Below are 12023 nucleotides of genomic sequence, written 5' to 3' on the forward strand. Positions count from 1 at the left end.
CACCGGCGCCGCCACTTCCTGATGGGGTCCACGAGCGCCGTAGGATCATCCGCCATGTGCGGCATCGTTGGGTACGTCGGAGACCGGTCGGCGCAGAGCGTCGTGATCGATGGCCTGCGGCGGTTGGAGTACCGCGGCTATGACTCGGCCGGAATCGCGTTGGTGGCCAGCGGAAAGCTGGCCGTGGACAAGAAGGCCGGCAAGCTCGCCAACCTGGAGAAGGCGATCGCGGACGCGCCCCTGCCAGCGGCGACGACCGGGATCGGCCACACCCGCTGGGCGACCCACGGCGGCCCGACCGACGGCAACGCCCACCCGCACGTCGGCCGCACCGGACGGGTCGCGGTCGTGCACAACGGGATCATCGAGAACTTCGCCGAGCTGCGGGCCTCGCTGGAGACCGACGGGCACGAGTTCGCCTCGCAGACCGACACCGAGGTGGCCGCGCACCTGCTCGAGCGCGAGGTCGTCGGCGGAGCCGACCTGACCATCGCGATGCAGAAGGTCTGCTCGGTCCTGGAGGGTGCCTTCACCTTCGTCGCGATCGATGCCGAGGACCCGTCCCGGGTCGTCGCCGCTCGGCGCAACAGCCCGCTCGTGGTCGGTCTGGGCGAGGGGGAGTCGTTCCTCGGCTCCGACGTCGCCGCCTTCATCGAGCACACCCGCGAGGCGATGGAGCTCGACCAGGACCAGGTCGTCACGATCACCCGCGAGGGCGCGACGGTCACCAACTTCGACGGCACGCCCGCCGAGGGCCGCCGCTTCCACGTCGACTGGGATCTGGCCGCCGCCGAGAAGGACGGCCACGACTGGTTCATGCGCAAGGAGATCCTCGAGCAGCCTCGTGCGGTTGCCGACTCGCTGCTGGGGCGGCGTACGCCTTCGGGGTCCCTCCACCTCGACGAGATGCGGCTCGACGACGACGAGCTGCGCGAGGTCACCAAGATCATCATCATCGCCGCGGGGACCTCGTTCTACGCGGGCATGGTCGCGAAGTACGCCATCGAGCACTGGTGCCGGATCTCGGTGGAGGTCGAGCTGGCGAGCGAGTTCCGCTATCGCGACCCGATCCTCGACAACTCCACCCTGGTGGTCGCGATCTCGCAGTCCGGCGAGACCGCCGACACCCTGCAGGCGATCCGGCACGCGCGCTCGCAGCGCTCCAAGGTGCTGGCGATCTGCAACACCAACGGCTCCACGATCCCGCGCGAGTCCGACGCGGTCATCTACACCCACGCCGGCCCGGAGATCGGGGTCGCCTCGACCAAGGGGTACGTCACCCAGCTGGTCGCCTGTTACCTGCTCGCGCTCTACCTGGCCCAGGTCAAGGGCACCATGTACGGCGACGAGATCGACGGCGTGATGACCCAGCTCGAGGCGATGCCCGACGCGGTCGCGAAGGTCTTGGAGACCGCACCGCAGGTCTACGAGCTGGCGCGTGAGTACGCCGACCGCCGGGCCTTCCTGTTCCTGGGCCGCCACGCCGGCTACCCGGTGGCGCTGGAGGGTGCGCTCAAGCTCAAGGAGCTCGCCTACCTGCACGCCGAGGGGTTCGCCGCCGGCGAGCTCAAGCACGGGCCGATCGCGCTGGTCGAGGAGGGCCTGCCGATCTGGTGCATCGTGCCCCCGCGCGGCCGCGACTTCCTCCACGACAAGATGCGCTCGGGGATCATGGAGGTGCGCGCCCGCGGCGCACGGACCATCGCCCTGGTCGAGGAGGGTGACGACTCGGTCGACTCGGTCTCCGACACGATCATCCGGCTGCCCAAGGTGCCGGTGCTCCTGCAGCCTCTCGTCGCGGTCGTGCCGATGCAGCTCTTCGCCTGCCAGTTGGCCACCGAGCTCGGCTACGACGTCGATCAGCCCCGCAACCTCGCCAAGTCCGTCACGGTCGAGTGAGATGCTGCGCTGATGGCCGTGATCGGAGTCGGGATCGACGTGTGCGACCTGGCGCGCTTCGAGGAGTCGCTGGAGCGTACGCCGCGGCTGCGTGAGCGCCTGTTCACCCCCGCGGAGGCGGGGAAGCCGATGGCCTCGCTGGCCGCCCGGTTCGCCGCGAAGGAGGCGCTCGCCAAGGCGCTCGGCGCGCCGCAGGGGATGGAGTGGCACGACGCCGAGGTGATCTCGGAGTCGTCGGGACAGCCCCGGTTCGAGCTACGCGGCACGGTGCTGGCGCAGGCCACGAAGCTCGGTGTCGCCACCGTCCACCTCTCGCTCTCCCACGACGCCGGGATCGCCTCGGCGATGGTCGTCCTGGAGGACTGACGGGCTTGTTCGAGCCCTTCGGCCCGGCCCCGGCAGCGCTTCGGCGCGTAGGCTGAGGTCATGCGGCGTGCGCACTCGGTGGAGCAGGTCAGAGCGGCAGAGAAGGCCTTGATGGGGAGGCTGCCAGAAGGCGCCCTGATGCAGCGCGCGGCGGCCGGGCTGGCCTACGCGGTCATCGATCATCTCGGTGGTGCCTACGGCCGTCGGGTCGTCCTGCTCGTCGGGAGTGGCGACAACGGCGGGGACGCGTTGTACGCCGGGGCGCTGCTCGCACGCCGCGGCGCGCGGGTCGAGGCGTGGTTGCTGTCGGATCGGGCGCATGCGGGTGGGGTCAGTGCCCTGAAGGCGGCAGGCGGGACGGTTTCCTCTGGGGTGGTCATCTCGACAAGCGCGACCACCGGTGCGGATGTCGTCGTCGACGGGATCGTGGGGATCGGTGGGAAGCCCGGGCTACGACCGGAGGCCGAGGCGGCGCTGGAGATGCTCGCGGGGGTCCCGGTGGTCGCCGTCGACACACCGAGCGGGGTCTGCGTCGACACCGGCGAGGTGGACGGCGCCCATGTTGACGCCGACCTGACGGTCACCTTCGGCACCTACAAGCCGTGTCATCTGCTCGACCCCGCGGCCTCGGCGTGCGGGAAGGTCCAGCTGGTCGACATCGGCCTCGACCTCCCGGCGCCGGCGATCGAGAGCCTCGAGGCGGCCGACGTGGCTGCGCTGATGCCTCGCCCGGCGCCGGACGTGCACAAGTACACCCGCGGCGTGGTCGGCCTACGGGTCGGCAGTGCCACCTATCCCGGCGCCGCGCTGCTCGCCGTCGCCGGTGCCAACACCGGGCTCGCCGGGATGGTCCGCTACGTCGGGACCGCCTCGGAGTGGGTCAAACGCCAGCATCCGGAGGTGGTCGGCGACGGGCAGGCCCAGGCCTGGGTGGTCGGCTCGGGCAGCGCCGACGGCGCCAACAGCGCGCTCGCGTTCGCGCGGGCCAGCGGCGTACCTCTGGTCATCGACGCCGACAGCCTCCGTCCATTGACGGGTCCTCTCGGCGTGCCCGCGATCCTGACCCCGCACGCGGGCGAGCTGGCGACGCTGATCCGGGAGGATCGCGCCGACATCGAAGCCCGTCCGCTGCACTACGCGCGGCTCGCGGCCCAGCGGTTCCACGCGGTGGTGCTGCTCAAGGGACGGCGCACCACGATCGCCTCGCCGGACCCCGACACGCCGGTACGGGTCAACACCACGGGCACCTCCTGGCTGGCCACCGCCGGCTCGGGCGACGTGCTCGGCGGGCTGATCGGCTCGCTCCTCGCCACGGGGCTCGCTCCCATCGACGCCGCGTCGGCCGGGGCCTGGCTGCACGGCGCGGCGGCCACGCTGGCGAGCGACGGCGGGCCGGTCACCGCGAGCGGCGTCGCCGCGGCGATACCCGCCGTTATCCGATCCCTTCCTGCTGTCTCTAGTTAGCAGGAACTATCCTTGACACCATGTCACCGAGCCCAGCGCCTCGGGCTCAGCTTCGGCGAGCCGAGATCGTCATCGACCTCGCCGCGATCCGACACAACGTCTCGCGGCTCAAGGAGCATCTCCGTACGCCGATCATGACGGTGGTGAAGGCCGACGGCTATGGGCACGGCCTGGTCGAGGCCGGACGGGCCGCTCGCGAGGGCGGAGCCGACTGGCTCGGCGTGGCCTCGGCCGACGAGGCGCTCACGCTGCGCGCGGCCGGCGACGAGGGTCGGCTGCTGGCGTGGCTGATCATGCCGAGCGAGCCCGCCGAGGAGCTCGTGGCCGGGGACATCGACGTCACCGCCTACACCACCGCCGACCTGGAGAAGTTCGCCGCCGCCGGCGACGCCCTGGGCCGTGCGCCGCGGGTGCAGCTCAAGGTCGACACCGGGCTGTCCCGGGGTGGTGCCGCCTTCGCCGACTGGGGCAACCTGGTCGCGCGGGCGCGGACCCTGGAGGCCGAGGGGGCGATCCGCGTGACCGGCATCTGGTCGCACTTCAGCTCCAGCGAGAACACCGCCGACCCGGCCAGCGCCCTCCAGGAGAAGGTCTTCGGTGAGGCGCTCGCGGTCGCCGAGGAGGCCGGCCTGCGGCCCGAGGTGCGCCACCTCGCCAACTCCGCGGGAGCGCTGCTGCGGCCCAGCGCACGGCTCGACCTGGTGCGGGTCGGGATCGCGACGTACGGCATCGACCCGGCGCCGGGCGTCGAGGGATCGCCGTGGGACGAGCTCGGACTCGTCCCCGCGATGACCGTGCGCGCCGAGCTGGCGCTGGTGAAGCGGATCGAGGCCGGTGCGGGCGTCTCCTACAACCACACCTGGGTGGCCGAGGAGCCGACGACCGTCGGGTTGATCCCGGTCGGCTATGCCGAGGGCATCCAGCGGCGTGCCGGGAATCGCGCGTCGGTGTGGGTGGACGGGGTGCGGCGCCCCGTACGAGGCACCATCTGCATGGACCAGATCGTGGTCGATCTCGGCGACGCCGCGGTCGAACCCGGTGCCGAGGTGGTCCTGTGGGGCACCGGAGCCGATGGCGAGCCGACCGCCCAGGACTGGGCTGAGGCGAGCGAGACCATCGCCTACGAGGTCGTCACCAGGATCGGAGGACGGATGAAGCGGCGTTACGTCGACACCGAGCAGGGAGGCGACCAATGAGCATCGCAACACGGATCGGTCAGATCGCGGCAGGGACGCTGGGAGCGGCAGCGGTCGCTGCGGCGGCCCGCGGCGCGGTGGTGGTCAAGAAGCGCCGCCGCGCGATCGAGGAGCGCCCCGAGGACAAGACCCCGCTCGGTACGCTGCGGTCCTGTCCGGTCACCGTGGTGACCTCCGACGGCGTACCTCTCCATGTGGAGATCGACGAGGTCGACTCGGCTCACCCCAACGGTGGCGCGAGCGAGGTGACGCTCGTCTTCGTCCACGGCTACTGCCTCAACCTCGACTGCTGGCACTTCCAGCGCGCCGCCTACCGGGGTCTGGTGCGGTCGGTCTTCTACGACCAGCGCAGCCACGGCCGCAGCGGCCGGTCCTCGCTCGGCAACGCCACCATCGACCAGCTCGGAGACGATCTGCTCCGGGTGCTGGACGCGGTCGTGCCGGAGGGTCCGGTGATCCTGATCGGCCACTCGATGGGCGGGATGACGATCGCCGCGCTCGCCGAGGACCACCCCGAGCTGTTCGCTCCCTACGACGAGGGTGGCCGCATCATCGGTGCCGCCCTGATCTCGACGACCGCCGGTGGTCTGGACCCGAGCCGGCTGCTGATCCCGGTGCTCCCGGCCAAGCTGTCCGGCGGGATCGCCAACAGCACCATGCGCACACTGGCCCGAGGGCACGGGATCGTCGACCGGTTCCGGGCCATGGGGTCCTCGGTGGCGACCGTCTTCACCGACGTGTTCGCCTTCGGGGACGAGGTGCCCGAGGCGTACGTCGAGTTCGTCGACGGGCTGCTCTCGCAGACCCCGTTCGAGGTGGTCGCGGAGTTCTTCCCGAGCTTCCGTGCGCTGGACAAGTTCTCGAGCGTCGCCGCGATGGGACGGGTGCCGACCACGATCATCTGCGGCACCGCCGACCGGCTCACCGCCGTCGGTCACAGCCGCAAGCTGCACTCCTACATCCCCGGCTCGCGGCTGGTCGAGTGTGAGAAGGCCGGACACATGGTCATCCTCGAGCGGCATGGTCAGGTCAACGCCGAGCTCGACCAGCTGCTCGCCTCGGCCACCCGGGATGCGGCATCGGCATGACGCTCGTCTTCGAGCGGGTCGGGGCGGAGGCCGCGGCCGAGGTGCTCGGTATCGTCCGTACGGCCTTCTCCGCCCGCCCGCCCCTGGACCCGCCCGCCGATGCGCTCGGGGAGACCGAGGGGTCGATGAAGGAGCGCCTCTCCGGCTTCGGAGGCGTCCTGGCGCGATTGGACGGGGTCGGGGTCGGGACCGTCGTGATGGATCCCGCCGACTCGACCATGTGGCTGCGTCGTTTCGCTGTTCTGCCTGATCAGCAGGGCCATGGCGTGGCGCACAAGATGGTGACGTACGCCGCCGGGCTGGCGCGGTCGGAGGGCTTCGGCGATCTCGCTGTGATCGCTCGTGAAGAGCTCCCCGAGACGCTGCGGTTCTGGGAGCGGCAGGGCTTTCGCGAGATCTCGCGTGAAGCGCCCGCGGTGCGGTTGCATCGTCCGCTGAACGAGCATGTCGTCGAGGCGCTCGACCCCGGCGCGATGTTCGAGCTGGGTCGGCGGGTGTCCGGTCTGCTCGCCGCCGGCGACGTACTCGTACTCTCCGGCGGCCTCGGCGCCGGCAAGACCACCTTCACCAAGGGCCTCGGGGCGGGGCTGGGGGTGCGTGGTGAGATCACCTCGCCGACCTTCGTGATCGCCCGGGTGCACCCTTCGACGGTCGGCGGTCCGGAGCTCGTCCACGTCGACGCCTATCGGTTGGGTGGGATCGACGAGCTCGACGATCTCGACCTGGACACCGATCTCGACGACGCGGTGACCGTCGTCGAGTGGGGCGAGGGCCTGGCCGAGGGGCTCTCCGAGTCGCGGCTGGAGATCCGGATCGTCCGCGCCGAGGCCGACGAGGCTCCGCTGGATCTGGTCGAGGCGCCTGACGGCGCCGATCCTCGGCGTGTGGAGATCGTTCCCGTCGGGGCCCGCTGGCGTGGCGTGGACCTGAGCGCGCTCTAGGGTGTGAGTCGTGCTCCTCGCCTTTGACACCGCAACGCCCCAGGTCACCGTGGCGCTCCACGACGGTGACGACGTCGTCGCCGAGCTCGCCTCCGACCGGACCATGAAGCACGGTGAGCAGCTCGCGCCGCTGATCGCCGATGTCATGGCGGCGGCCGGGATCGTACGCCAGGATCTGACCGCCATCGCCGTGGGCGCCGGACCGGGGCCGTTCACCGGTCTCCGGGTCGGGTTGGTCACCGCTCGGACGCTCGGGTTCGCGCTGGAGATCCCGGTCTATGCGGCCTGCACCTTGGACGTGCTGGCGGTGGAGGCGGTGGAGTCCGGCGTGGTCTCGACAAGCTCGACCACGAGGGACATCGAGGGCGGGTTCTTCGTGGCGACCGATGCGCGGCGCAAGGAGGTCTACCTGGCGTCCTACGACTCCGACGGCGTACGCCTCGAGGGACCGTTCGTCGCCCGGCCGGCCGAGGTCGCCACCTCGATGCCGGTGGTCGGTGAGGGGGCGCTGCTCTATCCCGACGCGTTCCCGACACCGGTCGGCCCGGTGCGCCCGTCCGCCGCGTGGCTGGCGCGGGCGGTTGCCGAGGAGCGGGTCGAGCTGATGGACCCCGAGCCGCTCTACCTGCGCCGGCCGGATGCGGTGGAGCAGGCTGCCCAGAAGAAGGTCCAGAGGAAGGTCCAGAAGAAGGTCTCGCAATGATCGTGCGCTCGGCCGGCCCGGACGATGTCCACGCGATCGCCGACCTCGAGGTCGAGGCGTTCCCTGACGACGCCTGGACGCCCGAGTACCTGCAGGTGGCGATCGACGGCAAGATGCCCACGGTCCGGATCCTGGTCGCGGTCGATGATGCTGGGACGGTTGTCGGGCATGCGCTGGTGAGCGTCGTCTATGAGATCGCCGAGCTCCAGCGGATCGCGATTGCGGCTGACCATCGGCGCCGGGGGATCGGCCACGTGCTCCTGCAGGCCTGCGTCGAGCTGGCCCGAGCCGAGCAGGCAGAGCGGGTGCTGCTCGAGGTGCGCGAGGACAACACCGCAGCCCTCCCCTTCTATGACCGAGCCGGTTTCGTCGAGATCGACCGCCGCGAGCGCTACTACCGCGACGGGGCCACCGGGATCGTGCTGGCGCTGGAACTGGTCTGACCTGCGGGTTCAGTCCCGGGTTCAGTGGCCTGTGGATAACTTTCGGCAGAGTTTTCCGATTCGTGGTCTGCTGGCGCCATGGTTCCGTTCGCTCATGACCCCATCACCCTGGAAGCCGGCGTGGGGCTGGCTCGCGCCATCAGCCTGCACGGAATGCGGACGCCTTCGCTCAAGGAGATCGGCGAAGCGATGGGTGCCAGCGTCCCGACAGTCCATCGATGGCTGGGTGGCGGCCAGCAGCGGCTCGCTCGGGTGGTGGGAGGGCACCTGGGGACAATCATCGACGTCATGCGTGACCGCACCGCTGCGCGGGGCGCGGCAGGCTTCATGCCGTGTCGAGACATCGAGTTGTTCCCGATCAGAACGCTCTTGGCGTTCGAGGAGATCGGCCGCTCCGACGACTCCGTGGCCGAACAGGTCGCCGAGGCTTGGCGCGATCTGCGCGTGATTCTCGGCAACACGATCAGGCGATCGGACGTCGGACGGGAGGCCGTTGTTCTTCGCGGGCTCTGGGCGAGCATCTGCGACGGTCATGCTCCGATGACTCTCGACGACGCCCGTCAGATCTGGGCCGCGGAGGTTGCTTCTCGACAGGTCGCTCCTCGACAGGAGGGTGGCCGCGTGTGAAAGAAATGTTTCTTTCACGGGGGAGAGGGACGTTGGGTTCAGGTCGGGGTCGGGCGGACCGGGTGGGCGGCTGACGATCCCACAGATGACCTCCTCCCGCGCGTGAAAGAAACTTTTCTTTCACTGGAGAGGACCGGTACCCCCCAGGGGGACCGATTCATGGCGATCCAAGGTGAACACGGCAGAATGCACCCATGGCCGATGAACCGCTTGTGCTCGGGATCGAGACGTCGTGCGATGAGACCGGGATCGGTGTCGTGCGCGGTCACACGCTGCTGGCCGACGCGGTGGCGAGCAGCGTCGAGGAGCATGCTCGCTTCGGTGGGGTCGTGCCGGAGGTTGCCAGTCGGGCGCACCTGGAAGCGATGGTGCCGACGATCGAGCGTGCCTGCCAGGAGTCGGGCATCAAGCTGAACGACGTCGACGCGATCGCCGTCACCGCCGGTCCTGGGCTCGCCGGCGCCCTGCTGGTCGGGGTGGCCGCGGCCAAGGCCCTCGCCCTCGGGCTCGACAAGCCGATCTACGGGGTCAACCACCTGGCCTCGCACGTCGCGGTCGACCAGCTGCAGCACGGTCCGCTTCCCGAGCCGTGCGTGGCCATGCTCGTCTCCGGCGGCCACTCCAGTCTGCTCAAGGTCACCGACATCACCGAAGGCGTCGACCCGATGGGCGCGACGATCGACGACGCCGCGGGGGAGGCCTTCGACAAGGTCGCCCGTCTGCTCGGCCTGGGCTTCCCGGGTGGTCCGGTGATCGACAGGACCGCCACGTCGGGCAGCTCGATCGCGATCGACTTCCCCCGTGGGCTGACCAGCCGCCGCGACCTGGAGCGACACCGCTTCGACTTCTCCTTCTCCGGCCTCAAGACCGCGGTCGCCCGCTGGATCGAGGCCAAGGAGCGCAGCGGCGAACCGGTACCGGTCGCCGACGTGGCAGCCAGCTTTCAGGAGGCTGTGGTCGACGTGCTGGTGCGGAAGGCCCTCGACGCGGCCTCCTCCGAAGGCATCGAGGACATCATCATCGGCGGCGGGGTCGCCGCGAACAGCCGGCTCCGGGTCCTCGCCGAGGAGCGGGCCACCAAGCTCGGCATCCGGGTCCGGGTCCCGCGCCCGGGCCTGTGCACCGACAACGGCGCGATGGTGGCGGCTCTGGGGGCGGAGATGGTGGCCAGGGGACGTACGCCCTCGGCCCTGGATCTGCCGGCCGATTCCTCCCAGCCGATCACGACCGTCCTGGTCTGACCCTCAGAAGGGTCGCACCAACAGGCACGTCCCCTCGCCGGCAACTCTGGTGAGCACGATCGTCGCCTCGGCCGAGCCCGACAGTGCGAGCCGCTTGCGAAGCTGCTCGGGCACGATCTGGACGCCGCGCTTCTTGATCGTCAACTTCCCGATGCCACGCTCGCGGAGCGCCGCCTTGAGCTGCTTCTCCCGGTAGGGGAGCTCCTCGAGCACCTGGTACCCGCGGGCGAAGGGTGTCTCGAAGGAGGCGGAGGAGGTGACGTACGCGATGTGCTCGTCGACCAGATGGCCCTGCACCCCGGCGGCGACGGCGGTGACCAGCCCGGCACGGATCACGGCGCCATCGGGCTCGTAGAGGAACTCGGCGACCGCGCCGACCTCGCCGCCCGGGTCGTCCTCGGAGGTGAGTGTCGCCAGCCCCCGCTCTCCGATCACGGTGGCACGGCGATGCGTGCTGGCCAACGAGCCCGACCACAGTGCGGCCTCCTTGACCTCGCCGCGGTCGCTGACCCACTCGGCCTCGACCCCACCGGGGATGAGATCGTGCGGGATCCCGGGCGCGACCTTCACGCAGGCATCGCGCTCGAAGAGCGTCTCGACCCATGACCACGGCGGGGTCCACCCCTCGGCGGAGAAGACCCGGCCCTTGGCACCGCGCCGTGCCGGATCGGCGTAGGCCACGTCGAAAGGGGAGTGGTCGACACCGGTCGCGTCGGCGACGGTGACCGCGCCGGGCAGCCCGAGAGCATCGAGATTCGCCTGGGCGACGGCGACCCGCTCCGGATCGTGGTCGACCCCGGCCGCGGTGAGCCCGGCGCGGGAGGAGGCGATCAGGTCGCCGCCGATCCCGCAGCCGAGGTCGATGACGCTCGCCGCGTCGAAGGCCCGCAGCCGCGCTGCCCGGTGGTGCGCGACAGCAAGACGGGTGGCCTGCTCGAGGCCGTCGGGGGTGAAGTACATCTTCGGCGCCAGGTCGCCGAACTTGGCAGCTGCCTTCCGGCGCAGGTCGACCTGGGTCATCACCGCGGCCACGCGCTCGGCGCTCTCGTCCTTGCGCAGCGCGGTCTGCACCGCCAAGGCCGAGCCGGACGACTCCATCTCGGTGGCCCGCGCCAGCAGCCGTTGCCCGTCGTCGGTCAGCAACCAGGCGAAGGCATCGAGATCCATGTAGCCGATCCTCTCAGGCGCACTTCCGGACGCGGCAAACTCCATTACCCCGCCGGGTGTTTATGTAGGATCCGCCGAGTGCGTAGATCCCCCCGCATGGCCCTGCCGATCCTCTGGGCGGCCGGGGCCGTCCTGACTCTGCTGTCGCTGACGCTTGCGCTGCCCGCGTCGGCCGACACCGCGACCCCGGTGAGCCAATGCTCATCCGGGGACCGCTCGTACACCTCAGTGGGTGCCACATCCGCCACCGCGACGGCGCCCGAGGGCTACCGGATCGCGTCGTTCTGCGTGGTCGGACGCGGAAACGCCGGCGCCGAGAGGCACACGCTCGCCACGCCGCGGCGGACCACGGTCGTCAGTCACAGCAGCGGCAAGCAGCTGGAGAGCTACTCCGTGACGTACGTGAAGACCCCGGTCGCCAGCGAGCCCGAACCGGACCAGAAGACCACGGCGCCAAGGGAGGAACCGACGGCAGACGTCACCGCGGACGCACCGGAAGAGAAGGCGGAGCCGAGCAGCTCGGCCGCGACCGAGAAGTCCCTGGCCCCGGGAGAGTCGTCGTCTCTGGGGCGCCTGCCCACCGATGGTGAGGAGCTCCGGGTCACCACTTTTGAGGAAAGGGACGAACGCGAGGACCGCTGGTCCCTCCTGGTCGTCGGAGGCATCATCGTCGTGGGGCTGGTGGCTGGCGCGATCGCGCTGACGGTGAGACTCCCCGGACAGCGATAACCGGGCCTTGCTGGCACTCATTGTGGCCGAGTGCTAACGTCTGCATTGGCACTCTCCCCTTGAGTGTGCCAGCGCTTGCGAGCCGGGTGCGACCCCCGCGACGGCGTACGCGGCAATGTCGCAAGCACAGACGTAGCAACACCCACCCAGAATCATCTG

12 protein-coding genes are annotated in these 12023 nt (G+C 70.3%); 11 read left to right on the forward strand and 1 reads right to left on the reverse strand.

The features are described from left to right. Positions 1-54: 54 nt before the first annotated feature. From glmS to tsaD, 10 genes are all read left to right on the forward strand, one after another. Positions 55-1899 (forward strand): glutamine--fructose-6-phosphate transaminase (isomerizing), encoded by a 1845-nt coding sequence (gene glmS / locus ACFVDI_RS07565; RefSeq protein ID WP_378902375.1) that lies wholly within the window; start codon positions 55-57, stop codon positions 1897-1899. A gap of 12 nt (positions 1900-1911) precedes the next feature. Next, the gene (locus ACFVDI_RS07570) at positions 1912-2265 is read left to right on the forward strand and encodes a holo-ACP synthase (protein ID WP_008362440.1); all 354 of its coding nucleotides are present in this window, start codon (positions 1912-1914) and stop codon (positions 2263-2265) included. A 60-nt stretch (positions 2266-2325) separates the two neighbouring features. Further along, positions 2326-3729 carry an NAD(P)H-hydrate epimerase gene (locus tag ACFVDI_RS07575; protein ID WP_378902378.1) on the forward strand — a complete coding sequence of 468 codons (1404 nt, stop codon included), beginning with the start codon at positions 2326-2328 and terminating at the stop codon, positions 3727-3729. A gap of 20 nt (positions 3730-3749) precedes the next feature. Next, positions 3750-4925: an alanine racemase gene (gene alr, locus ACFVDI_RS07580; protein ID WP_378902381.1), complete on the forward strand. Its 1176-nt coding sequence runs from the start codon at positions 3750-3752 to the stop codon at positions 4923-4925. Beyond that, positions 4922-6013: an alpha/beta fold hydrolase gene (locus ACFVDI_RS07585; protein ID WP_378902384.1), complete on the forward strand. Its 1092-nt coding sequence runs from the start codon at positions 4922-4924 to the stop codon at positions 6011-6013. The genes alr and ACFVDI_RS07585 overlap by 4 nt, the downstream gene beginning before the upstream one ends. After that, entirely contained in the window at positions 6010-6954 is a 945-nt protein-coding gene (gene tsaE, locus ACFVDI_RS07590) for a tRNA (adenosine(37)-N6)-threonylcarbamoyltransferase complex ATPase subunit type 1 TsaE (RefSeq protein WP_378902387.1), read from the forward strand. The genes ACFVDI_RS07585 and tsaE overlap by 4 nt, the downstream gene beginning before the upstream one ends. A 10-nt stretch (positions 6955-6964) precedes the next feature. Next, positions 6965-7657, forward strand: coding sequence for a tRNA (adenosine(37)-N6)-threonylcarbamoyltransferase complex dimerization subunit type 1 TsaB (tsaB, locus tag ACFVDI_RS07595; RefSeq protein ID WP_378902390.1), 693 nt, complete (start codon positions 6965-6967; stop codon positions 7655-7657). After that, positions 7654-8100 carry a ribosomal protein S18-alanine N-acetyltransferase gene (rimI, locus tag ACFVDI_RS07600; RefSeq protein ID WP_378902393.1) on the forward strand — a complete coding sequence of 149 codons (447 nt, stop codon included), beginning with the start codon at positions 7654-7656 and terminating at the stop codon, positions 8098-8100. Before tsaB ends, rimI begins: the two co-directional genes overlap by 4 nt. A 78-nt stretch (positions 8101-8178) precedes the next feature. Then, the gene (locus tag ACFVDI_RS07605) at positions 8179-8727 is read left to right on the forward strand and encodes a hypothetical protein (protein WP_378902396.1); all 549 of its coding nucleotides are present in this window, start codon (positions 8179-8181) and stop codon (positions 8725-8727) included. Positions 8728-8921: 194 nt separating this feature from the next. After that, entirely contained in the window at positions 8922-9968 is a 1047-nt protein-coding gene (gene tsaD, locus ACFVDI_RS07610; RefSeq protein ID WP_378902399.1) for a tRNA (adenosine(37)-N6)-threonylcarbamoyltransferase complex transferase subunit TsaD, read from the forward strand. 3 nt (positions 9969-9971) lie between these two features. Here tsaD and ACFVDI_RS07615 read toward each other — a convergent pair whose 3' ends face one another. Continuing rightward, complete coding sequence (locus ACFVDI_RS07615; protein WP_378902402.1) at positions 9972-11135, reverse strand: SAM-dependent methyltransferase; 1164 nt, start codon at positions 11133-11135, stop codon at positions 9972-9974. Between the two features lie 78 nt (positions 11136-11213). Between ACFVDI_RS07615 and ACFVDI_RS07620 the strand changes: the two genes are divergently transcribed. Then, the gene (locus ACFVDI_RS07620) at positions 11214-11864 is read left to right on the forward strand and encodes a hypothetical protein (protein WP_378902405.1); all 651 of its coding nucleotides are present in this window, start codon (positions 11214-11216) and stop codon (positions 11862-11864) included. The last annotated feature ends 159 nt before the right edge of the window (positions 11865-12023 follow it).

Source organism: Nocardioides sp. NPDC057767, assembly GCF_042798275.1.
In the GTDB taxonomy this organism is placed as follows: domain Bacteria; phylum Actinomycetota; class Actinomycetes; order Propionibacteriales; family Nocardioidaceae; genus Nocardioides.

What these genes read in the sequence shown, in the direction of transcription:
- glmS (WP_378902375.1), top strand. Translation starts at nt 55, where the DNA reads ATGTGCGGCATCGTTGGGTACGTCGGAGACCGGTCGGCGCAGAGCGTC.
- tsaD (WP_378902399.1), top strand. Translation starts at nt 8,922, where the DNA reads ATGGCCGATGAACCGCTTGTGCTCGGGATCGAGACGTCGTGCGATGAG.
- ACFVDI_RS07585 (WP_378902384.1), top strand. Translation starts at nt 4,922, where the DNA reads ATGAGCATCGCAACACGGATCGGTCAGATCGCGGCAGGGACGCTGGGA.
- ACFVDI_RS07605 (WP_378902396.1), top strand. Translation starts at nt 8,179, where the DNA reads ATGGTTCCGTTCGCTCATGACCCCATCACCCTGGAAGCCGGCGTGGGG.
- tsaE (WP_378902387.1), top strand. Translation starts at nt 6,010, where the DNA reads ATGACGCTCGTCTTCGAGCGGGTCGGGGCGGAGGCCGCGGCCGAGGTG.
- ACFVDI_RS07575 (WP_378902378.1), top strand. Translation starts at nt 2,326, where the DNA reads ATGCGGCGTGCGCACTCGGTGGAGCAGGTCAGAGCGGCAGAGAAGGCC.
- alr (WP_378902381.1), top strand. Translation starts at nt 3,750, where the DNA reads ATGTCACCGAGCCCAGCGCCTCGGGCTCAGCTTCGGCGAGCCGAGATC.
- rimI (WP_378902393.1), top strand. Translation starts at nt 7,654, where the DNA reads ATGATCGTGCGCTCGGCCGGCCCGGACGATGTCCACGCGATCGCCGAC.
- ACFVDI_RS07570 (WP_008362440.1), top strand. Translation starts at nt 1,912, where the DNA reads ATGGCCGTGATCGGAGTCGGGATCGACGTGTGCGACCTGGCGCGCTTC.
- ACFVDI_RS07615 (WP_378902402.1), bottom strand. Translation starts at nt 11,135, where the DNA reads ATGGATCTCGATGCCTTCGCCTGGTTGCTGACCGACGACGGGCAACGG.